The sequence below is a fragment of the Pseudomonas sp. PS02290 genome (assembly GCF_029960075.1).
GTDB lineage: Bacteria > Pseudomonadota > Gammaproteobacteria > Pseudomonadales > Pseudomonadaceae > Aquipseudomonas.
The window spans coordinates 49,718-71,397 of the sequence record NZ_JASCOY010000006.1; the positions used below are offsets into that span (position 1 = coordinate 49,718).

Consider the following 21,680-nt stretch of genomic DNA (forward strand, 5'->3'; position numbering starts at 1 on the left):
CCCGGCTGTGGCCCCGCTCACTCATCTGCGAGATCCCATGATCATTTCTGCCTCCACCGACTACCGCGCCGCCGCCCAGCGCAAGCTCCCGCCCTTCCTGTTCCACTACGCGGACGGTGGCGCTTACGCCGAGCACACCCTGCGCCACAACGTTTCCGACCTGGCCAGCATTGCGCTGCGCCAGCGCATCCTGAAGAACATGTCCGAGCTGAGTCTGGAGACGACGCTGTTCGGTGAAACCCTGAGCATGCCGATGGCACTGGCTCCGGTTGGCCTATGCGGCATGTACGCTCGCCGTGGGGAAGTGCAGGCCGCCCGCGCCGCAGATGCCAAGGGCATTCCGTTCACGCTCTCGACCGTGTCGTTGTGCCCGATTGAAGAAGTCGCGCCGGCGATCAAGCGGCCGATGTGGTTTCAGCTGTATGTGCTGAAGGATCGCGGTTTCATGCGCAACGCGCTGGAGCGAGCCAAAGCCGCCGGTGTGAAAACACTGGTGTTCACCGTCGACATGCCCGTCCCCGGCGCCCGCTACCGTGACGCGCACTCCGGCATGAGCGGCAAAAGCGGGCCGATGCGCCGGGTCTTGCAAGCCATGACCCACCCGCAATGGGCGTGGGACGTGGGCATCAACGGCCGGCCCCACGACTTGGGCAACGTGTCGGCCTATCGCGGCAACCCTACCGGTCTCACCGATTACATCGCCTGGCTGGGCAACAATTTCGATCCGTCGATCTCATGGAAAGACTTGGAATGGATTCGCGACTCTTGGGACGGCCCGATGATCATCAAGGGCATCCTCGATCCTGACGACGCACGGGATGCGGTGAAATTCGGCGCCGACGGCATCGTTGTGTCCAACCATGGCGGCCGCCAGCTTGATGGCGTGTTGTCCAGTGCCCGCGCGCTGCCCGCCATTGCCGACGCGGTAAAAGGCGATCTGAAGATTCTCGCCGACTCCGGCATTCGCAGCGGTCTGGATGTGGTGCGCATGATTGCCCTCGGCGCAGACACCGTGCTGATCGGCCGTGCGTTCATCTACGCCTTGGCCACCCACGGCGAGGCCGGGGTGAAAAACCTGCTGGATCTGTTCGAGAAGGAAATGCGCGTGGCGATGGTCTTGACCGGCGCCAAGTCGATCAGCGAGATCACTCGCGATTCGCTGGTCCGCGAGCTGGGCGCCTGACCTACGCCGATCCCGACCCATGCGGCCCGACAGAGGCCGCAGCGCCACCGAGATGCCCCACGAGGAAAACAGCATGACTTTGCCCGCCGCGTTTCTGGCCGGTGTGAACAGCCTCATTCCTGCCGGAAGACGCTTCGACGACCCGCTCTCGACCTTGGCCTTCGGCACCGACGCCAGCTTTTATCGGCTGATCCCCAAGCTGGTCATCCGCGTCGAATCAGAAGACGAAGTCGTGGCGCTGTTAAAACTGGCGCAGGCCGATAAAGTCCCGGTGACCTTCCGTGCGGCCGGCACCAGCCTCTCGGGCCAAGCCATCAGCGACTCCGTATTGATCGTGCTCGGCGACAACTGGAACGGCCGTGAAATACGCGAGCAAGGCACGAAGATCCGTTTGCAACCCGGCGTAATCGGCGCACAGGCCAACGTCTGGCTTGCGCCATTTGGACGCAAGATCGGTCCTGACCCGGCGTCCATGCACGCGGCAAAAATCGGCGGCATCGTCGCCAACAATTCCAGCGGCATGTGCTGCGGCACGGCCCAGAACACCTATCACACCCTTGCTGGCATTCGGCTGGTGCTCGCCGACGGTGCCCGCCTGGACACGGAAGACCCCGCCAGTGTCGCTGCATTTAAAGTCAGCCACGCCGAGCTGCTCGACCGCCTCGCGCAACTGGGCCGTGAGACGCGCGCAAACACCGAACTCGCCGCGAAGATTCGCCACAAGTACCGTCTGAAGAACACCTGCGGCCTGTCGCTGAACGCCTTAGTGGATTTCGACGAACCGCTCGACATCCTCAGTCACCTGCTGGTGGGTTCGGAGGGCACGCTGGGTTTCATCAGCGCGGTGACGTACGACACGGTGCCCGATCACCCGAGCAAGGCGACGGCGCTGATTGTTTTTCCCGACATCGAAACCTGCTGCAACGCCGTGGCGGTGCTGAAAACCCAGCCGGTCGCTGCCGTCGAACTGCTTGATCGGCGCAGCATGCGCTCGGTGCAGGACAAGCCGGGCATGCCGGCCTTCGTTCGTGAGCTGTCGGAAGGCGCCTGCGCACTGCTGATCGAAGCCCGCGCTGCGACGCAGCCGCTGTTGCACGAGCAACTGGCGCAGATCATGGCGTCCATCGCGCACTTTCCGGTCGAGAAGCAGGTTGATTTCACCGAAGACGCGACTGAGAACGCACGGCTCTGGGCCATTCGCAAGGACACCTTCCCTGCCGTCGGCGCGGTGCGTGAGACGGGTACGACGGTGATCATCGAAGACGTGACCTTTTCCGTCGAGCAGCTGGCCATCGGCGTTCGGCGATTGATCAAACTGTTCGAAAAGCACCGCTACGACGAGGCGATCCTGTTCGGCCATGCGCTGGAGGGCAACCTGCACTTCGTCTTCACCCAAGGCTTCAACGATCCGCAGGAGATTGCGCGTTATTCCGCGTTCATGGATGACGTCACGCAACTGGTGGCCGTGGAGTTCAACGGTTCCCTGAAAGCCGAACACGGGACTGGCCGCAACATGGCGCCGTTCGTGGAGCTTGAATGGGGCAGCGAGGCGTACGCGCTGATGTGGCAACTCAAACGGTTGCTCGACCCCACCGGCATTCTCAATCCGGATGTTGTGCTCAGTGACGATCCGCAGGTGCACCTCAAGCACCTGAAACCCATGCCGGCTGCCGATGGGATCATCGACAAATGCATCGAGTGTGGTTTCTGCGAACCGGTGTGTCCATCGAAGGGCCTGACCCTGAGCCCACGGCAACGCATCGTCATGTGGCGTGACATTCAGGCCAAAAAACGCGCAGGCACCGACACCACTCAGCTGGAGCGCGACTATCAGTACCACGGCATCGACACCTGCGCGGCCACCGGTATGTGCGCGCAACGTTGCCCGGTCGGCATCAACACGGGCGAGCTGGTGAAGAAGCTTCGCGGGGAGCAAGCGCATCACGACAAGGCCGCTAGCTGGATCAGTCAGCACTTTGCGACGGCGTTGAAGGGCGCGCGATTTACGCTGCATGCCGCCAATGGCGCCCGCATGCTGTTGGGCGCACCGAGGCTGGCGAAGATTTCCGGCGCGCTGAGCAAAGCGTCTTCAGGCCGCGTGCCTCAGTGGACGCCAGCCATGCCCCAGCCCGAGAACGCCATTCGTTTCACCCTGCCGGTTGAAGATCAGCGTCCTCGCGTGGTCTATCTGGCGGCCTGCGTGTCCCGCGTCATGGGGCCTGCGGCGGGCGATCGCGAGCAGATGTCGCTGATGGACAAGACCCGAGGGCTGCTGGAGAAAGCCGGTTATCAAGTGGTGTTCCCGGAAGACCAAGACAGTCTGTGCTGCGGCCAGCCCTTCGCTTCCAAGGGCTACGCCGAGCAGGCGGAAGGCAAGCGCCAGCAGATGCTCGCTGCGCTGACCAAGGCCAGTCGCGGCGGGCTCGATCCGATCTATTGCGACACCAGCCCCTGTACGTTGCGCCTGATTCAGGACCTCAAGGAGACCCGGCTCGAACTGTATGACCCGGTTCGTTTCATCCGCACCCATCTGCTGGACAAACTGGTGTTCACCCCGCAACAGGCGCCCATCGCGGTTCACGTCACTTGCAGCACGCAACACTTGGGCGAGAGCCAGGCGCTGATCGACCTTGCACGAATGTGCAGCGTGAATGTGGTCGTTCCCGAAGGCATTCATTGCTGCGGCTTTGCGGGGGACAAAGGCTTTACGACACCCGAACTGAATGCCCACGCGCTACGCTCGCTGAAAGAGGCGGTCCAGTACTGTGATGAGGGGATTTCTACCAGCCGGACCTGCGAGATCGGGCTCACGCAACACGGTGGTATTGACTACCAAGGCCTGGTCTATCTCGTGGATCGAGTGACTCAACCAAGAACCGCTTGATGCACACAAATGGGGCGCAGATCCCCCCATAATCCCGAAACATCTCGCAACGTGGCTTTTTCACAGCATTGTGAAAAAAATATAGAACCCCTGCGATGAGCGGCAGTCCATCTCTTTAAGCGCCACAACTCATTCGGCGCTTTTTTCCTCTACCTCGGGCACCGGCAAAATCGGCCGGCGATACCGAGTCAACAGGCTCAAGGAGATACACATGAAGCGCACTGCACTGACTGGACTGTTTCTTACCGCTGCACTGTTGGGTTCCCCGGTTTTCGCTGCTGATGACCTGTGCGGCGCGAACATCGCAGCACTGAAAAATGCTGAGGCTTCGACCACCACCAATCTCACCGGTGACAGCAAGACTGACATTGAAAAAACCGTCGCCGATGCCACTGCCGCGCAAAAAAGCGGCAATGACAAAGAGTGCATCTCGATCACCACCAAGAAGATCACCGAGCTGAAAACCGGCGGTGACGGCAGCGACGGCGGTGCCGCCAAGTAATGACCGAATCGGGACTGGCCCAACGCCGTCGCGAGCGGAATGTCAGGCGAACGGTCGACGTATCTTATTGATTCGGGTAGACTCCGCCGCCTGACTGCTAGAGCAGCAGAATTGGGGCCGATTAGGATTCGACGCCGGTGATGAAACTCTAGGGGCATGCCGACTTGGTAACAGAAGTCGTAAATCCACTGTTGCAACTTTCTATAGTTGCCAATGACGAAACCTACGGGGAACAAGCTCTCGCCGCGTAAGCGGTGCTAGCCTTCCTTCTGGTAGCTTCGGCTCCAGCAATCACCAGGGGATGCCTGTAAACCCAAAGTGATTGTCATATAGAACAGGATCGCCGTGCAGTACGCTGTGGACGAATCGGCTAAAACTTACACAGCTCGCCCAAAGCACCCTGCCCGTCGGGTCGCTGAGGGTTAACTTAATAGACACGGCTAAGCATGTAGGCCCGAAAGCGGAGTACTGGCGGACGGGGGTTCAAATCCCCCCGGCTCCACCAAACACGCAATACAAATCAAGCACTTAGCGTTTATCGCAAGTGCTTTTTTTGTGCCTGAATGGGCGGTTTGGTCTGCTCCCGGTGTGACAACGGGCAGTAATGAGCGTGCAAGACCACGCTCATCGATTTATTAGTGAGGATCTGCGCCCTCCCTGTGAGACTTTCCTGTCTGACGCAAGGTGTGTTGAAACACTGGCTGATTGCCGGTATTTATCAGATCTATAGCAGCACAGGGAGTAGAGGCGTGGATTATGGATCGGGCATTATTGCGGTAGTAAGCATCTCGCTGACCTTGCTGATCAGACTCCTGTTCAGTCTGCGCAGCACCAAGCAATGGGAGTCTGACGTCAGTGCAGACTTCGCGGCGGCGCTCAGCGATATGGGCATCAGTAGCCATACTTTTCTCGTGGATCGAACAGTCGTCCCAAGCTATGACGCATCGGGAGGTGTCTACCGGATTCTGCTCGATCAGGAAGGTCGGTACTTTCTGTACATGTCGGTGGATGGCACTACAGGATTGATCACACCGCTCTCCAAAGAGCGCGCACTGATAGCACTCGCTGGCCTGCCGCGAAGCCTTGGCGATCCCGGAAGCGCGACACCGCGATGGCTCGCCGGATGTCATAAAAAAGCCCCGCTTGAGTCAGCAGGGCTTCTGGATTCAGCGCGAGTCGATCAAACCCCACCCTTCCCCGGCAGCGGCTCGTCATTACCGCGGCGAGTGGTTGGCTCTTCAGTCACCGGATCGTTCTCGGTCCGCGCGGGTTCGGTAGGGTCTACCTGCGGGTCGGAAACATCAGGCGATTCTTCATTGAAGCCAAGCTCTTTGTCCGGATCCGTGTGCGTGGAGGTCCCTGTAAGCGAAGTGTCGTTAGCCATGATTCAATCTCCTCGTTCACGTGCGAGTTATCCGCACCATGATCATCAGAATCCCCTGAGCCCGCCAAGTGCCCCGGATTAGACGGGCGGTTTCGTTCGCGGCGCCTCAGGTTGAAAGCGGATCTCATCACGCCCCATTCTGTCGCCGCTGCTCAACGCAAGCGCTGCAGCACGACTGCGACAAATGAACGCCCTTCTCAACCCGGGCCTGCGTTGTGACAACGTTTACAACGGCGTAGAATCCGTAACATCTCGTCGCATCTCCCCATACTCATAATATTCAGCTGACCGCATGCACCGCCCAGGCAAACGCCTCGAGCGGTCTTCCTGCTTGTCGGCGTTTTTGTTGGGGACGCGGCCAACCGAATTCTTCAGGAGGGCATTCGTTTTAATGAATACCACTAACGCACACACCGGAAATTGGCTAAGCGTCATCGCGCTGGCCCTGGCGGCCTTCATTTTCAACACCACCGAATTCGTGCCGGTGGGTTTGTTGAGTGCCATCGGCCACAGCTTCGACATGACCACCGCGCAGGTTGGCCTGATGCTAACGGTGTACGCGTGGATCGTGTCCCTGACCTCGCTGCCGATGATGCTGCTGACCCGCAACATCGAGCGGCGCAAGTTGCTGTTGTTTGTGTTTCTGACGTTCATCGCCGCCCACGTGATGTCGAGCCTGTCGTCGAGCTTCGGCATGCTGCTGGTCAGTCGTGTCGGTATCGCGGTGGCCCATGCCGTGTTCTGGTCGGTGACCGCTTCGCTGGCCGTGCGGGTGGCGCCGGAGGGCAAGCAGGTTCAGGCCCTCGGCCTCCTTGCAACTGGCACCGCGCTGGCGATGGTGCTCGGCATTCCGCTGGGGCGCATGCTGGGCGAAGCGCTGGGGTGGCGCGCAACATTCCTGGCGATTGCCATTGCCTCGGGTCTTACCGTTCTGGTGCTGATGAAATCGCTTCCGCTACTGCCGAGCCAGAACTCGGGTTCGCTGCGCAGCCTGCCAATGCTGTTCAAACGCCCGGCCTTGATGTCGCTTTATCTGTTGACCGCTCTGGTGGTCACGGCGCAGTTCACGGCCTACAGCTACATCGAACCGTTCGCACAGATCGTGGCGAAGATGAATGGCGATATGACCACCGTGATCCTGTTGCTATTCGGCGGTGCCGGGATCGTGGGGTCGGTGATCTTCAGCCGTTACAACAACCGTTACCCGCGCGGCCTGCTGATCACCGCGATCGGCGCGCTGGCGGCGTGTCTGATTCTGCTGCTGCCGCTGTCCGGCAATGCCTCGTCGATGGGTACGTTGAGCGTGGTCTGGGGCATGGCGATCATGTGCTTTGGTCTGGTGATGCAGTCCAAGGTGCTGGCGATGGCGCCGGATGCCACGGACGTGGCAATGGCACTGCATTCGGGCATCTACAACATTGGCATCGGCGGCGGCGCACTGCTGGGCAGTGTGGTCATCAGCCAGCTCGGCGTGGCCAATATCGGTCTGGTGGGCGGGATGGTCGCGATCAGTGGCTTGCTGCTGGCGTGCCTGGCGACGCATCGGTATGGCGAAACCATTCGGGCGTAGTGACAAACCGCAGGATTAAAGCAGCAGACACACTTGAGTGCGTTTGCTGCGCCCACCGCGCTCCCCTCCATCATTCCCATCGATAACCAACATTCCCGCGAATGCCTTCCGCTCAAAACTGATGGGCGTACCATCGCCCTCACACCCAAACACGAACCGAGGGCAGGAAAAATGATCGTTCATCTCCTTACTTGCTTGACGCTCGCAGCGCTCACCAGCTACGTCGTCGCCCTCAAACTCTTCGATCTGGGATCGGTCGTCATGACCGCGGACGAAGAGGATCATCGTGTTGTGGCACCGGCCAACTAAGGCCAAGTAGCTGACACTTATCAGCACCTTTCACGCTTTCAACTTTCTGTTAGATGCGGAGCAATCGACATGACCCGAGACGTCACTTTGCACGTAAGTTTTCCCGCATTCGGGAAGAACTATTACTCACAACATGTCATCGCCCTCAAGAACAGCCACGGTCTCGTTGAGGACAATCGCTTCGGCGGCTTCATGATGCCTTCGGCCGAGAACCACTTCAGCAAATGAGGTGGTGGGCTTCAACGATCAGTTCCGGTTTTTGACTGACGTACTGGCCATGCACTTGCTGGAAGTTGAAGAGGCCCGACCTGCACGCCGAGCTCGACAGTCAGCTCAGTCGCGCAGCTTGTAAATAGAGTTTTTGCACACTGCCACCCCTGCAGCTAGGTAACCCCGACCTTGGCGACACGGGTGGTTTTTCTTTTTGGGCATCTGCCTGATCCCTGCCGCGGACGCCAATCGGAGCTTATGTCGGCAATCGATAGTCGCGTTTGCTTTGGCACCCACTGGCGGAAATCCGGAATCTGAGGTCTGATGCGGAAAGCTCGTACAGATAACGAGCCACACACTTACCTCTGCGGAAGCCAACATGAAACACGCCCTGCTCGCCGGCTTGCTCCTGACTGCCTGTGCCCTGCCCTTCGCGGCAACTGCCAACGACGAAAACAATCAGTGCCAGATGAACCTGAGCAAGGTTCGTGACGCGAAAGTCGCCAACCCCAATCTCAGCGACGCGGTCAAAAGCGATATCGACACCACCGTGCACCGCGCCGAAGCAGCCTTGGCGCGGCACAACGACGATGGCGGGCGTGAGTGTGTGGCGCTAACGCAGCAAGCGCTGCAAAAGGCCCAGAGCAACTGAGCCGGAGGTGCGCCAACCGGCCCACCTCTTTCAACGCTGAAGCTATTTCAACACCAGCATCCGATAAATCCCCGCTTCGCTTTCAATCCCGTGGGTGTCATGGGTGAAGCCGGGGAACGACCGATCGAAGCTTTCCAGCGCCCGAAGATAGGCCAGCAAAGGCCCGTCCGCAGGCCCTGCGTTTTCCCCAGGCATCAGCAGCGGGATGCCTGGCGGATAAGGCACGATGCCCGTCGCGGCAATACGCCCGGCGGCCTCCTCCAAAGTGACCTGCTCCACCTCGTTCTTGACCAATTTCTCGTACGCTTCCACCGGGCTGAATTCCGCCTTGGGTAACGTGCCGAACGCCTTCGACATGGCCGCCGTGGTCTTGGTCTCTTTCATCGCGGCAAAGATGTCTTCTGCCAGATCTTTCAGCCCCATGCCGGCATAGCGCTGCTGATTCGCGGCCAGCAACTCGGGCAGGCAAAGCTCCAGCTCCAGGTTGTTGTCGTAGTCGCGTTTGAAGTCGAGCAACGCGTTGACCAGCGTGCCCCACTTGCCCTTGGTGATGCCGATGGAGAACAGGAAAAGGATGGTGAAGTCCGTAGTCTTCTCGACGACGATGCCCTGATGCCCCAAATAAGCGCTGAGCACGCAGGCCGGAATGCCGAAGTCCATCAGGTTGCCGTCATCGCCCATGCCCGGGCTGAGGATGGACACCTTGATCGGGTCGAGCATGCAGTAGCCGTCTTCGATGTCGCCGAAGCCGTGCCATACCTCGTTGGGGTGAAGGACCCAGCAATTCGGATCGGTCTTGAGCCGCACCGGATCGACTTCGTGAAACGGAATCGCCGTAGCCCCGACCTGCACTGAGGGCGGCTGCCAGCAGGAAAAAAACCAGTCGTCCTGGCTCAGCATGTCGGTCTGCATGCGCGAAATGACCTGACGGAACGCGACGGCTTCTTCGATGGATTCGTTGGTCAGAATCTGTCCACTTGGCGCTTCCATCATCGCCGAGCTGACATCGCACGACGCCATGATCGCGTAATTGGGCGAGGTCGACGCGTGCATCATGTAGGACTCGTTGAACCGCCCGTGGGGAATCGGGTTGCGGCCGTTACGGACATGAATCATTGAGGCTTGGGACAGCGCCGCGAGCAGCTTGTGGGTCGACTGCGTGGCGAACACGGTGGGCTTGGACGGATCGTGATCCTCCGGGCGGCCGTGCATGGCGAAGCGGTCTTTGTACAGCGGGTTGAACCGCGCATAGCCGTACCAGGCTTCGTCGAAATGCAGCCGGTCAACGCTCTGCCCCAGCAGCTCCTCGACGCGGGTGACGTTATAGGTCAGGCCGTCGTACGTGGAGTTGGTGACGATGGCATGCACCGGCGTCGGGTCGATGTGGCTTTTTACCAGCGGGTTGCTGGCGATGGCGGCTTTGACGCTCTCGGCGCTCAAGGTCCGCGGCAGGATCGGGCCGATGATGCCGAAGCGGTTTCGCGTCGGCACCAGGTAGGTCGGGATCGCACCGGACAGCGTCATCGCGTGCTCGGCGGACTTGTGACAGTTGCGGTCGCACAGGGCGATCTGGTCACGGGTCACGCTGGCCATCAGGATCACGCGGTTGGACATTGAGGAGCCGTTGGTCACGTAGTATGTGCGGTGGGCGCCGAACACCTTCGCCGCATAGCGCTCGCCCTGACCGATCGGGCCGCTGTGGTCGAGCAACGAGCCCAGTTCGCCGACGGAAATCGAAAGGTCGGAGCGCAGCAGGTTCTCGCCGAAAAACTCGTAAAACGCGCGGCCTGCGGTGCTCTTCAGAAACGCCGTGCCGCCAGCGTGGCCCGGGGTGTGCCAGGAATATTCGTAGCTGCGGGCGAACTTCAGCAGCGCGCCGAACATCGGTGGCAACACCGCCTGACGATAGCGTTCGATGGCCGCCATGATGCGTCCGCTGAGGAAGCGGCTGGTGTCTTCGGGCAGCCAGATGAAGTCATCGGCGTGCTGCATGACGATCAACGGCACACTCGACGCCGTGCTGCGATCGCTGATCAGAAACACCGGCACACGGGTGTTGCGCTCACGCAAGGTGGTGAGCAGATCGATGCATTCCTTGTGGTCGTCGCTGCTGTCCATTTCCCAACTGAGCAACACACACTGGATCGCCGGATCGGAGCTGAGGATCGACTTCGCATCGCTAAGGCTTTCGGAGGTCAGCACGCTGATGGCGCGGTCTTCCACGTCGCTGATCAACTGGATCAGGGCCCGGCCGAACACGCTGCGTTTGTCGGGCTGGCTGCTGACCAGCAGCGCCAGCATGCCGAGCAAGTGTCTGTTGTCGCTCATGGTCGAGTCTCCAGGTTGGCCATCTTCAGGTTATTGACGGGGATCGGCTCGCCGACGATGTGCTGCGCCGCGACGGTCTGGGTGGGTACGCTGTTGTTCAGCGCTTCGAGCCGGATCAGGCGGGTGTTGACGTAACCGAACAGGGTGTAGCCGACGATGGTCGCCACCCCGCCAAGCATCAACGCTTCGGCGCCGGAGCTGTACAGCGCCAGATAGCTGTACGCGGTCGCGATGCCGGCCACGATGTTGGTGATGAGGGCTTTTTGCGGCGGCACGTTGGAGACCTTTTGCAGGGTCATCAGCGTCGCCATCGACAGGATGTACGGCACCAGATTGGTGACCACTGCAAGATTGACCAGGGTGTCGAATTGCTTGGCCAGGTCGGGGCTGATGGTCAACAGCGCCAGGGCTGTCTGGATCGCCAGCAGGATCAACATGCTGATGATCGGCACTCCGTACTTGTTGGCTTTGGCGAAGATCGGCAGGAAGTATCCGGTGTCCGCCGAGCTTTTGAACACCTGCGCCACCGTGAACTGCCAGCCCAAGAGCGAGCCGATGCACGCGAGGACCATGAGCCCCATGATGATGTCGCCGACCATGGGGTTAAACATCTTGGCGAACACCAGCCCGAACGGCGCGGTTGAAGAAACCAGTTCCGCGTTGTCGACGATGCCGGCGATGACGTTGGTCGACACGATGTAGATCACCGCTGCGCCGAGGGTCCCGCCGAGCACTGCGATGGGCACGTTCTTCTCGGGGTTTTCCACTGCATCGCCGTTGGCGCACGCCGACTCCAGACCGAGGAACGCCCACAAGGTAATCGCCACCGAAGCGCCCGCGGCCTCGTACCAGGTCTTGTCGTGGGGGTTCCATCCTGCCGCATAGGTGCTGCTGTCAAACCAGAACCAGCCAATGGTCGAAACCAGCACGACGGGCGCAATAACGCCCCATACGGTCACCGCGCCAATCTTGCCGGTAATACTCGCACCGCCGAAGTTGGCGAACGTGGTAATCCATAACAGCGCGATGGTGGCGAGACCGACTTCAAGCGAACCCAACTTGATATCGAAAAGCGTTTGAATATATCCAACTGCGGTGATACTGATCGCCACGTTGGCAATCAACAACGACAAACCGTAGGTGTAGTTGGTGATGTAGTTACCCGATTTACCGAACGTATATTCCGCGTAACCGCCCATGCCGCCGGTCTTGCGACTGAGCATGCCGCACTGCGCGAAAGCGTAGGCCAGAGCCAGCGAGCCGGTGGCCGTGATCAGCCAGGAAAGGATGGAAATGCCGCCGACCTCGGCGAGTTTGGTGGGCAACAACACAATGCCGGATCCCAGCATGTTGACCGCAGTCAACATCGTGAGCTGACCCACGCTCATTTTCTTAGCGACTGACATTCCGTTGCCCTATTTGGAAGAAGTGAGAGGGTTTAGCTATAGCAAAGGATTCTTGTTAATCAAGAAACAGCCGGCCGCTAGTTGCTGGCGACAAGCCATCTTTGCTTGAGCTAGTTATGGTTTTGGAAGGTTGGATAACGTTGGAAAGAACTGTTAGTTCTGAGGGATGGCGGCGTCTGACCGGAGGCAAAAGAGGATAGCGTCAGAAATAACAGGGGCATTGATCTATATCAATCGGATGACGAATAGCATCTAGACCATGAAGATCATTTTTCATGATCAGGGATTGAATGGCCTCACTTTGCAGACGCTAATTAGGAGGCCAATCGAACCATGGGAGCAAGCTTGCTCAATCCCACCTAAGCGGCGTTGGCTGTGCGACTAAGCAGCTGCCGAGTAAACGGAGAATCTGGCACGGCTTTAAACAAACAGCGTGATCAGCGCGAAGCCGACGTACCAGACGATAGCCGAGCGGATGAGCAATTCCCACAATACATCCAGGCTGTTGACGCCCTCGACGCCCACCACTGGCGCGGGAACCTCGCCGGCGACGCAGCCGACTTTGCTGATGAGGCGCGAGGCGCTGATGTTCCAGTTGAGCAGTTCGCTCAACATAACGCGGCTGACCGCGACGAAATTCCCCACTAGCGCAAAGCTGGCGGCCAGCAAGCGCACCGGCACCCAGTCGAATGCGTGCCTTGCCTGAGTCGCACGTTCGACCAGCGCCGGGGTTTTGCCGTGTTCCGAAGCAAGGGCCAGCAGGCGGTACGCCAACGCGGCAACCGGGCCGAGCACGAAATACCAGAAAATCACTGCGAAGAAGCCTTGGTAGATCTGCCACAGCAAATACGTCTGAGCGCCACCCAATAGCTGCTCTTCATTCTCGGCCTGGACACCCAGATCACGTTCGGCAACCAGCACCGCTGCTTCCTGATCGCCCCGACGGCAGGCGTCCCGAAATGAGCCGAGTGTGGCTTTCACGTCGCCACGGCCCAGGCTGTAAATCAGCACCAGCAAATGGATCGGCAACGCGAGCCAGCCATAGGCCACCGAGCCGACAATCACCAATACCAGGGCGAGGACCACCAAAGGCAGCACAACCGTCACCATCAAAATCCACCACGGCCGTTTGGCCGAGCGTGGGTGGGATTCCAGCCGGCTCAATTGATTGAGCCATGGCCCGTCGCGCTGAATACGCTGGCGCAGGGCCGAGAACTTCTCGACCCAGACCGCCAGCAGCAAAACCAGAAAACTCATTAGCTGTTCCTCACTTCAAACGTCCAGGGCGGCATGAAACCGCGCCCAGTCAAAACACGGACCCGGATCGGTCTTGCGCCCCGGCGCGATGTCGCTGTGACCGCATATGCGTTGCGTCGTAATCGCCGGCCAAGCCGTCTGCAATTGGCGGGTCAGCTCGATCAACGCCTCATATTGCACGTCGGTGAAGGATTGATCATCAGTGCCTTCAAGCTCGATGCCAATGGAAAAATCATTGCACGTCTCGCGCCCCTCAAACACCGACACACCCGCATGCCAGGCACGATCCAGACACGACACGAACTGCGTCACCTCGCCGTCGCGCTCAATCAGGAAATGCGCAGAGACCCGCAGCTCGGCGATGCCTTCAAAGTAGGGGTGTTCTGTGACGTCCAGCCGGTTCTGGAAGAATGCCTGGACCTTGCCGGTCTTGAACTGCGCGGGCGGCAGACTGATGTTGTGGATGACCAGCAATGAGATTTCGTTTTCCGGCCGGGCATTGAAATTGGGTGAAGGGCAATGCTGCGCGCCGTGGCACCAGCCGGTGGCAGGGTCCAGATGCATGGGAAGTCCTTAGGGCGTGAAACGACAGCGCGCAGTATGCCCGCGACTGGAAAGGATGTGGATGGCGAATCAGCTTGGAGGTCACGCAGATTCGCAGGCAGAAGTCGTAGGACCGATCTGGCGCTTAGCCCTTGAGCTTGCGCAGATTACCCAGTACCGACTCCAGCGCGCGGTCGAACAGCAGTGCGTCGTCGAGAACACGAATCGTGCCGCGACGGAATTCCACCGCAAGGCCCATACGGGTTTTCTCAAGGACCTTCATGCCGGTGCGATTGACGAACACGTAGCGCCCGCTCGGCTCGACGATCGCCGCCAGCTTGCAACGCAGCTTGTGGGATTCGTCTTCCTGGATCTCTACCCAACTGCCCAGACGAAGCTTTTCGACCTGCAACAAACCTTCGTCGTCAGCAGGCAGCTGCGTCGACGGTTCGTTCTGAATTTGCTCGCCCGGCCCAACCAGCACGATCTCCTCCACCACCGCCATCATCGTGGGGCCGGTAGCGGACTGGGGCTGATCACCTTCCGCATGACCTTTTGGCGTCCGCGCTACATGGCTGAACGCCTGCACGTGCAACACTTCGAGCTGACTGAAGAATTCGCTGGTGGCAAACGGATCAAATGCGGCGCTGCTCAAGCCGTCGCGCAGGGACTTCAGCAGCCCCGGCACCAGCTCGAGCAAACGCTGTCGCGCTTCCGGCTCATCATGGGGCTCGACGCTCCAGATCAGATCGTCCATGGCCTGAAGGCCTGAAGCCCACTCGCTCGACTGATCACCGTGCTTCAGGCACGTCAGCAACAGGACCTTGCTCCAGGCCTCCTGCAACAGGCGAACAACCACCTGCGGCAGGGTCTTGCCGAGCAGGCGATCGTTCAACGCCTGCTGCACGCGCTGACGGGCCAACTCGGCCAATGCGCGGCCTTGTTCGGCGTCGCGGGTGCGCTGCTCAAGGAGTTCGCTGCGACGACGTTCGTCACTGGTAAAGGCCAGGAAATCCACCAGCAGTTCGGTGAAGATCGCCGGGTCATCGACAAAATCGTGGAGCAGGCGCTGGACGATCTGATCGATGCGGGCGTAGAGCGAGTCGCGCTGGGTGTCATCGCGACCACCCCAGCCAAGCGCTGCAGAGGCGATTTCGTTCAGCAGCCGACGCGCAGGGTGGCTGCCACGGCTGAAGAAACTCTTGTCGATGACCGCAACCTTGAGCATCGGAATCTGCAAACGACCGATCAACGCACGCAGCGAACTCGGCAGGTTGCGGTCGTCGAGGATGAACTCAAACAGCATCGAGATGAGGTTGATAACGTCCTCATCCATTGTGCCGACGACGCGAAACTTGCCGCTTCTCGCGCTGACCCGGCTGATCAACTGCTCAAGCTGAGCGCGCAGATCGAAATCGTCGCTCTCCTCAACTTTCGGGACGTACTGTTGCAAGTGGGACAGTAGACGCAGCAAGTCCTGGCTGGAAATTGGGCGCGCATCGGTCACCGAATCAGGGCGCGGCGTCAGATGACCACGCACGTGCACCAGTAACTCCTGCAGCGCGGAAAACACGTCCTGCACGCTTTTATCGAGGCTTTCGGTCGCCTGCAGGATGGCGGCGTTGTCGGCACGCACGGCTTCGCTCGAAAGCGGCACGCTGGCAATACGATCAGTCGAGCGGCGGGACGGCAATGCCTTCAATTCCGGCAATACACCTGCGGAAATTAACAACTGGTTGGCTTCCTCATAAAGCTGATCGGCGTTGCTCAAGGCGTACTTCTCAAACAGCTTCAGAATGATCAGCTTCACTTTGATTTCAACGCCCAGACTGCGCCCGGCTTGCAGGAAATAGTCGCACAGCAGCGTCGGGCCCAACGGATTGGTCTCGTCGGTCAACGGCTGGGGGATGAGTACGTTCAAACGTGTGGTCAATTGACCGAGGGCGATACCGTCGCGACTCATGACCTTGACCACCATTGCGTCAACCGCAACGGTGCGTTCGAGATCATCGTTATGGACCAGCGCGAGCTTGTCGTAGGAAACGGGCTCGGGCATCGGAGGCTCGGCCACTTCGTATTGGCCCAGGCGCAGGAATGCTTCAAAGAACTTGTCGAGGAAATTACGCTCGATGCTTTTGCGCTTCAGACGCAAGTCGCGCATGGCTTCAAAAAAAATGTTCTGCTCAGCGTTGTTGTGAGCACGGTCGGCCATTTCGAAGAGCGTGTCGTCGGCATTGTCGAACAGCGTCTGCAGGCTTTCCTTCAGTTGCTGGGCGGCCCGGTCACGAACTTGAAGCAGAACGACGGGCAGCCGAGCGACAGGCGAAGAACCGGGATGATCCGCACCTGCCTTCAAGGGCACCACTTTGTTACCGTCGTTCTGCATCAAGGACTCCTTCACACCGTCGACACAACTGCTTTAACAACAGCTACACCCCGCAGCGAAGGAAGACTCGACTCCATTCGGACGGATCTCAAAATTTTATCCCTTGGGATGTTGCAGGCTAACGTCAACGCTATGACGTCAAATACAAGGCGAAAGTATCAGGTAAATCAGGGCCGCTCGCCAGCGGACTCTTCGCCTTAATTGGAATAATAGAAGGCGGCGAAGGGACATGTGCAGCGGTAGACCATCAAAATCACAATCTGTCGCATAAGCGAGGAAAAAACCGACAAAGTGCAGGTTATGCATTCGAGTGGACACCTGGCGTACGTAGGTTGGTACACGCGTCTGCCATATACTCGGCGCACTTAGTCCGTGGAGCCTGATATGCCAAACCTACGTCTTGACGCCCTCACTGCCGAAATCGAAGCCAACGTGCGCCGTGCGTTGCTGGAGGATGTGGGCAGTGGCGACATCACCGCGCAGCTGATTCCGGCGGAGCGACTGGCCAAAGCCACTGTCATTTCCCGGGACGCTGCCGTGATTGCAGGCACGGCGTGGGTCGATGCTGTTTTCCGTCAGCTTGATCCGCGCGTCGCCGTGCATTGGCAGATCGTCGACGGCGATCGCGTGCAGCCCAATCAAGCGCTGTTTCACCTGGAAGGTCCCGCCCGCTCCTTGCTGACGGGCGAACGCAGCGCGCTCAACTTTCTGCAGCTGCTGTCAGGCGTTGCCACCCGCGCGCAGCACTACGCTGACATGGTCGCCGACCCTCAGGTCAAACTGCTCGACACCCGCAAGACCCTACCGGGCCTGAGAATGGCGCAGAAATATGCCGTCACCTGCGGCGGCTGTCATAACCACCGCATCGGCTTGTTCGACGCCTTCCTGATCAAGGAAAACCACATCGCCGCGTGTGGCGGTATAGCGGAAGCCATCACCGCCGCGCATAAGATTGCGCCAGGCAAGCCGGTGGAAATCGAAGTGGAAAGCCTCGACGAACTCAAACAAGCCCTCGACGGTGGCGCTGACATCATCATGCTTGATGAACTGAGCCTGGACGACATGCGTGAGGCTGTGCGCCTCACGGCGGGTCGCGCCAAGCTAGAGGCCAGCGGTGGGGTGACTGACGCGACTTTGCGCACCATTGCTGAGACTGGCGTTGATTACATTTCCATTGGGACGCTGACTAAAGATGTGAAGGCTGTGGATTTGTCGATGCGCTTGAGCCTCTAAGAGGGTGGCAACGTCTTAAAGGTTGAACTGCGACGGGTGCTCGGGCTCTGCTTGTTAGGAGCTCGAGGTCTTGAGATCGGATTGTTGATTAGACGAATGAGGAAATGACGATGGCTGACGAAAAGCAACCTGTCGAACCTGAAGAGGACGTTCCGGCTCACTCGACTGAAGAGGAGAAGGAGCGGTTGAAGGATTTCAATAAAGACGGGATTCCGCCTGGGATTTGTTGATTGGCGCTGGCCGCGTTGCTTGGACAGCAATGCGGCCTTCGCTGACGTTTTACCACCCCATAGCGACAGCGCGTGAAAATCCATCTGTATCTACTCACGGACACCGAAACAAGCCGATACTGGCTGGCAGGTGTTGATCGTCAGCATTCTGGTTTGCAAACATCTCAAGCCACTCATACGAAAATAAGAGAAGTGTCAAAACTAAAGATTTGCCACATTAAAGACTAGCGAATATCGTCAGGGCGCAAGAATAGGCGAGAGAATTTCACAAACAATCTAGCCCATGCCAGAGCCGTGATATATGTCACGCTGATTGCTTTGGAATCGACTCAGTGAAAATCGATATGAGTATCAAAGTCTTCTTTGGCGACCTCATGTTGTTTCCCTTTATAGATACGTTACCAGAGACTTCATATTTCTTAGACCAAGCGTTGTACGGGGCTACACCTGCGAGAACGAAGACGACCATGCCCTCAAGGCACTCTTTCCAAGTCGCTGCCTGCCCTTCCTACACCCCTAACGTTCGACCAGCACAAATGTCATTTGTAGAACGTAAACGACATAACCAAGTAAAAGCACATCGCGAAAAAAGCCCCTATAGCGCCGAAACCGCTTCCGAGTAGACCTTTCCCAATGCCCCTGACAACGCCGTGACCGCTCTCATGAACATACGCACCGAACAGGGTTAACACGAACCCTACCGCGATATAGCCTCTAAAGCTTTCCAAGACAAGGTGACGCTCGGGCAACACCCACACCCCTACCAACCAGAACAACGATATCCCTACCGCTGCACACCGAAAAAGATAGGCAGGGGATACCTTGTATTCGACAGGCTTTTGGAGTGACACAGCTTTACCTCAATGATTCGACCTGATACTTAAACGCTGAAACCTTGGTTACAGGCAAGTGACGATGTAGCGACCAAACCATATTATGCGCGACTCAATGCCGTGTGTGAGAAAGGCGAATGGCTAGTCGGGTCGTCCAGCGTGACTTTAAAGAAATATTGCGGTTATTTCAAAATCCGGGTGAATTTACCCGAAATCATCCCCTCGACGGCGGAGACGTGAAAACGGTGCCGAAAATAGGAATCGAACCTACGACCTTCGCGTTACGAGTGCGCTGCTCTACCGACTGAGCTATTCCGGCAATGGAGAAAATGTAGCGTGCCCGCTCCTAGTTGCCAAGATGTAAAAAGGGATTTGGGCCGCGCATCGCACTTGGCATCAAGCTTGCTGGAGGATACCCGTTGCCAAATTTCCGTTACATCAAAAGGGCGTAGATATGAAGTCACTCCAAAAAGGTTTCACACTGATCGAGCTTATGATCGTCGTAGCGATCATCGGTATTCTGGCCGCTATCGCCATCCCCGCCTACAGCAGCTATCAGGCGAAAGCCAAGCTATCTGCAGCTTTGGCCGAGGTTTCGTCGGCGAAGACAGTCGTTGAGACCAAGATCAATGATGGTGTTGCAGTATCCACACTCGCACTGGGCGGTGTTACTGCTACTTCGACCTCCAACTGCACGATGGGACTGACCGACCTTAGCACGGGCGCCGGTACGTTGACTTGTACAGTCGTGAACGCGCCGCCTCAAGCAAAAGGCGCGGTAATTACGTGGACGCGGACTGCTCCTGGCGCATGGACTTGTGCCACTTCGGGCGCAGCGGACAAAGATGTCACTCCGAAGAGCTGCCCTCAGGCATAACTCTGAACCAAAAAAAGCCCCGACATTTCGGGGCTTTTTTTATCCATGCCTTCCTAACGATTTTGCTTGCCAAAATCAGAGCGTGAAAGATCATGCTCAGACACAATCTGACAATTTTTGTCACCCTCCCCGCCGCTAATTGGCAGCGTCGCCCGACTACGCTATAACGCACGTACTGTTCGCGCCTGGTGGTTTTATGACTGACGTTGTCCTCACCGGTTTGGCCAAGCAACTCGTAGTGGCCGAGCTTCTCACCGAAAAAGTCGCTCAGCAGGCCTATCAGCATGCGCGCAGCGACAAGCTATCGCTTGTGAGCTATCTGGTTCAAAGCAAGCTCGTTGACAGCCTCGTTCTAGCAGAAATGGCTTCGGAGCAATTCGGATTGCCGTTTCTAGACCTGAACATGCTGGATAAAGAGAGCCAACCGAGGGGGGTGGTCAGCGAAAAACTGGTACGTCAGCACTCTGCTCTACCGCTGTGGAAACGCGGCAACAAATTATTTGTAGGCATATCTGATCCTACTAATCATCAAGCAATTACCGACATCCAGTTCAGCACCGGCCTTACGACCGAAGCTATTTTGGTTGAGGACGACAAGCTTAGTCGCGCTATCGACAAGTTCTTCGACACCCACAGTGGTCTGGGCGAGATGGCCGACGTTGATCTCAGCCTGGAAATTGAGCCCTCCGTTGAAAGCAAAGAAACTACGCTAGGCGAAGTCGATGCAGAAGACGCACCAGTCGTTCGTTTCGTGAATAAAATGTTGATGGACGCCATTCGCCTCGGCTCTTCCGACCTACATTTCGAACCATACGAAAAAACTTTTCGGGTGCGGTTACGTACTGACGGAATTCTTCACGAGGTAGCAAAACCTCCCACGCAGTTGGCGGGACGGATTGCAGCTCGTTTGAAGGTGATGGCCGGGCTCGACATATCCGAGCGCCGCAAACCACAAGATGGCAGGATCAAGCTCCGTATCTCAAAAAATCGAGCGATCGATTTTCGTGTGAACACTCTGCCCACGCTGTGGGGAGAAAAGATTGTCATGCGAATACTCGACCCCACCAGCGCGCAGATGGGGATCGATTCGCTCGGCTACGAGCCAGAACAAAAAGATCTCTACATGGCTGCTTTACGTCAGCCACAAGGCATGATTTTGGTCACAGGCCCGACAGGCTCAGGTAAAACCGTTTCGCTGTATACCGGCCTGAACATACTGAATACGGTAGACATCAACATCTCCACTGCGGAAGACCCTGTCGAGATCAACCTGGAAGGCATCAACCAAGTCAACGTCAATCCGCGGCAGGGTATGGATTTCTCTCAAGCTTTGCGCGCATTTCTCCGTCAAGACCCTGACGTAATTATGGTGGGTGAGATCCGCGACCTTGAGACCGCCGAGATAGCGATCAAAGCTTCGCAGACAGGGCACATGGTTCTGTCAACGCTTCACACCAACAGCGCAGCTGAAACCCTGACTCGCCTTCATCATATGGGCGTCGCGGCATTCAATATCGCGACCGCTATCAATCTGATCATTGCCCAGCGCTTGGCGCGCAAGTTGTGCCCTCACTGCAAGAAAGAGATAGACGTCCCTCGAGAGACGCTCATTGCAGAGGGGTTTCCAGAATCAAGGATTGGAACCTTCAAACTTTACTCGCCTGCTGGCTGCGACCAGTGCAACGCCGGATATAAAGGGCGAATTGGTATCTACGAGGTGGTAAAAAACACGCCGGATCTCGAACGGATAATCATGGAAGAAGGCAATTCGATTGAAATCTCACGTCAGATGCGCAAAGACGGCTTCAACGATCTGCGCACATCGGGCCTCCTCAAGGCGATGCAAGGCGTGACGAGCCTTGAGGAAATAAATCGGGTAACCAAGGATTAAGC

The 21,680-nt window shown here is 58.0% G+C and carries 16 protein-coding genes, 1 tRNA gene and 1 other RNA gene; 11 read left to right on the top strand and 7 right to left on the bottom strand.

All coding sequences use genetic code 11. The annotated features are described in order from the left end of the window. Positions 1 to 37: 37 nt before the first annotated feature. The 4 genes from lldD (at position 38) to ssrA (ending at position 5,074) form a co-directional block, all read left to right on the top strand. A complete protein-coding gene (lldD, locus tag QMX88_RS05300) occupies positions 38 to 1,183 on the top strand; it encodes an FMN-dependent L-lactate dehydrogenase LldD (protein WP_192173320.1) in 1,146 nt (381 codons plus the stop codon). A 73-nt stretch (positions 1,184 to 1,256) separates the two neighbouring features. Continuing rightward, positions 1,257 to 4,067: an FAD-binding and (Fe-S)-binding domain-containing protein gene (locus QMX88_RS05305; protein ID WP_282367011.1), complete on the top strand. Its 2,811-nt coding sequence runs from the start codon at positions 1,257 to 1,259 to the stop codon at positions 4,065 to 4,067. Positions 4,068 to 4,278: 211 nt separating this feature from the next. Next, complete coding sequence (locus tag QMX88_RS05310; RefSeq protein WP_172610661.1) at positions 4,279 to 4,569, top strand: hypothetical protein; 291 nt, start codon at positions 4,279 to 4,281, stop codon at positions 4,567 to 4,569. Between the two features lie 113 nt (positions 4,570 to 4,682). Continuing rightward, positions 4,683 to 5,074: a transfer-messenger RNA gene (ssrA, locus tag QMX88_RS05315) on the top strand. Between the two features lie 675 nt (positions 5,075 to 5,749). Here ssrA and QMX88_RS05320 read toward each other — a convergent pair. Next, positions 5,750 to 5,953, bottom strand: a complete 204-nt coding sequence (locus tag QMX88_RS05320) for a DUF6021 family protein (RefSeq protein ID WP_192173349.1) — start codon at positions 5,951 to 5,953, stop codon at positions 5,750 to 5,752. A 391-nt stretch (positions 5,954 to 6,344) separates the two neighbouring features. On the opposite strand from QMX88_RS05320, the gene QMX88_RS05325 reads away from it, so the two are divergent. The 4 genes from QMX88_RS05325 to QMX88_RS05340 all read left to right on the top strand — a co-directional run bounded on the left by QMX88_RS05325 (position 6,345) and on the right by QMX88_RS05340 (position 8,694). Further along, positions 6,345 to 7,523 (top strand): sugar transporter, encoded by a 1,179-nt coding sequence (locus QMX88_RS05325; RefSeq protein ID WP_282367022.1) that lies wholly within the window; start codon positions 6,345 to 6,347, stop codon positions 7,521 to 7,523. A gap of 33 nt (positions 7,524 to 7,556) precedes the next feature. After that, positions 7,557 to 7,832, top strand: coding sequence for a hypothetical protein (locus QMX88_RS05330; protein ID WP_282367023.1), 276 nt, complete (start codon positions 7,557 to 7,559; stop codon positions 7,830 to 7,832). A 69-nt stretch (positions 7,833 to 7,901) separates the two neighbouring features. Next, positions 7,902 to 8,060: a hypothetical protein gene (locus tag QMX88_RS29580; RefSeq protein WP_442969431.1), complete on the top strand. Its 159-nt coding sequence runs from the start codon at positions 7,902 to 7,904 to the stop codon at positions 8,058 to 8,060. 361 nt (positions 8,061 to 8,421) lie between these two features. Continuing rightward, positions 8,422 to 8,694, top strand: coding sequence for a hypothetical protein (locus tag QMX88_RS05340; protein WP_282367024.1), 273 nt, complete (start codon positions 8,422 to 8,424; stop codon positions 8,692 to 8,694). A gap of 42 nt (positions 8,695 to 8,736) precedes the next feature. On the opposite strand, the gene QMX88_RS05345 is transcribed toward QMX88_RS05340, so the two are convergent. The 5 genes from QMX88_RS05345 to QMX88_RS05365 form a co-directional block, all read right to left on the bottom strand. Then, entirely contained in the window at positions 8,737 to 11,022 is a 2,286-nt protein-coding gene (locus QMX88_RS05345) for an Orn/Lys/Arg decarboxylase N-terminal domain-containing protein (RefSeq protein ID WP_282367026.1), read from the bottom strand. Then, the gene (gene potE / locus QMX88_RS05350) at positions 11,019 to 12,428 is read right to left on the bottom strand and encodes a putrescine-ornithine antiporter (RefSeq protein WP_282367028.1); all 1,410 of its coding nucleotides are present in this window, start codon (positions 12,426 to 12,428) and stop codon (positions 11,019 to 11,021) included. Before potE ends, QMX88_RS05345 begins: the two co-directional genes overlap by 4 nt. A 420-nt stretch (positions 12,429 to 12,848) precedes the next feature. After that, positions 12,849 to 13,685, bottom strand: coding sequence for a regulatory signaling modulator protein AmpE (ampE, locus tag QMX88_RS05355; protein WP_282367030.1), 837 nt, complete (start codon positions 13,683 to 13,685; stop codon positions 12,849 to 12,851). A 15-nt stretch (positions 13,686 to 13,700) separates the two neighbouring features. Beyond that, positions 13,701 to 14,249 carry a 1,6-anhydro-N-acetylmuramyl-L-alanine amidase AmpD gene (gene ampD, locus QMX88_RS05360; RefSeq protein WP_282367032.1) on the bottom strand — a complete coding sequence of 183 codons (549 nt, stop codon included), beginning with the start codon at positions 14,247 to 14,249 and terminating at the stop codon, positions 13,701 to 13,703. A gap of 124 nt (positions 14,250 to 14,373) precedes the next feature. Next, the gene (locus tag QMX88_RS05365; RefSeq protein ID WP_282367034.1) at positions 14,374 to 16,614 is read right to left on the bottom strand and encodes a DUF1631 domain-containing protein; all 2,241 of its coding nucleotides are present in this window, start codon (positions 16,612 to 16,614) and stop codon (positions 14,374 to 14,376) included. A 384-nt stretch (positions 16,615 to 16,998) separates the two neighbouring features. Here QMX88_RS05365 and nadC point away from each other — a divergent pair, with 384 nt between their 5' ends. Further along, on the top strand, positions 16,999 to 17,847 hold the full coding sequence (gene nadC, locus QMX88_RS05370; protein ID WP_282367036.1) for a carboxylating nicotinate-nucleotide diphosphorylase: 849 nt from the start codon (positions 16,999 to 17,001) through the stop codon (positions 17,845 to 17,847). 1,309 nt (positions 17,848 to 19,156) lie between these two features. Here the strand turns inward: nadC and QMX88_RS05375 are convergent. Continuing rightward, positions 19,157 to 19,229: transfer RNA gene (locus QMX88_RS05375), tRNA-Thr, on the bottom strand. Positions 19,230 to 19,364: 135 nt separating this feature from the next. On the opposite strand from QMX88_RS05375, the gene QMX88_RS05380 reads away from it, so the two are divergent. Together QMX88_RS05380 and pilB are read left to right on the top strand one after the other, a co-directional pair. Continuing rightward, entirely contained in the window at positions 19,365 to 19,787 is a 423-nt protein-coding gene (locus tag QMX88_RS05380; RefSeq protein WP_282367038.1) for a pilin, read from the top strand. A 196-nt stretch (positions 19,788 to 19,983) separates the two neighbouring features. Continuing rightward, positions 19,984 to 21,678, top strand: coding sequence for a type IV-A pilus assembly ATPase PilB (gene pilB / locus QMX88_RS05385; RefSeq protein ID WP_282367040.1), 1,695 nt, complete (start codon positions 19,984 to 19,986; stop codon positions 21,676 to 21,678). Positions 21,679 to 21,680 lie beyond the last annotated feature (2 nt).

Excerpts from the sequence above, each read along its gene's own strand:
- lldD (WP_192173320.1), top strand. The coding sequence starts at position 38 with ATGATCATTTCTGCCTCCACCGACTACCGCGCCGCCGCCCAGCGCAAG.
- QMX88_RS05305 (WP_282367011.1), top strand. The coding sequence starts at position 1,257 with ATGACTTTGCCCGCCGCGTTTCTGGCCGGTGTGAACAGCCTCATTCCT.
- QMX88_RS05310 (WP_172610661.1), top strand. The coding sequence starts at position 4,279 with ATGAAGCGCACTGCACTGACTGGACTGTTTCTTACCGCTGCACTGTTG.
- QMX88_RS05320 (WP_192173349.1), bottom strand. The coding sequence starts at position 5,953 with ATGGCTAACGACACTTCGCTTACAGGGACCTCCACGCACACGGATCCG.
- QMX88_RS05325 (WP_282367022.1), top strand. The coding sequence starts at position 6,345 with ATGAATACCACTAACGCACACACCGGAAATTGGCTAAGCGTCATCGCG.
- QMX88_RS29580 (WP_442969431.1), top strand. The coding sequence starts at position 7,902 with ATGACCCGAGACGTCACTTTGCACGTAAGTTTTCCCGCATTCGGGAAG.
- QMX88_RS05340 (WP_282367024.1), top strand. The coding sequence starts at position 8,422 with ATGAAACACGCCCTGCTCGCCGGCTTGCTCCTGACTGCCTGTGCCCTG.
- QMX88_RS05345 (WP_282367026.1), bottom strand. The coding sequence starts at position 11,022 with ATGAGCGACAACAGACACTTGCTCGGCATGCTGGCGCTGCTGGTCAGC.
- potE (WP_282367028.1), bottom strand. The coding sequence starts at position 12,428 with ATGTCAGTCGCTAAGAAAATGAGCGTGGGTCAGCTCACGATGTTGACT.
- ampE (WP_282367030.1), bottom strand. The coding sequence starts at position 13,685 with ATGAGTTTTCTGGTTTTGCTGCTGGCGGTCTGGGTCGAGAAGTTCTCG.
- ampD (WP_282367032.1), bottom strand. The coding sequence starts at position 14,249 with ATGCATCTGGACCCTGCCACCGGCTGGTGCCACGGCGCGCAGCATTGC.
- QMX88_RS05365 (WP_282367034.1), bottom strand. The coding sequence starts at position 16,614 with ATGCAGAACGACGGTAACAAAGTGGTGCCCTTGAAGGCAGGTGCGGAT.
- nadC (WP_282367036.1), top strand. The coding sequence starts at position 16,999 with ATGCCAAACCTACGTCTTGACGCCCTCACTGCCGAAATCGAAGCCAAC.
- QMX88_RS05380 (WP_282367038.1), top strand. The coding sequence starts at position 19,365 with ATGAAGTCACTCCAAAAAGGTTTCACACTGATCGAGCTTATGATCGTC.
- pilB (WP_282367040.1), top strand. The coding sequence starts at position 19,984 with ATGACTGACGTTGTCCTCACCGGTTTGGCCAAGCAACTCGTAGTGGCC.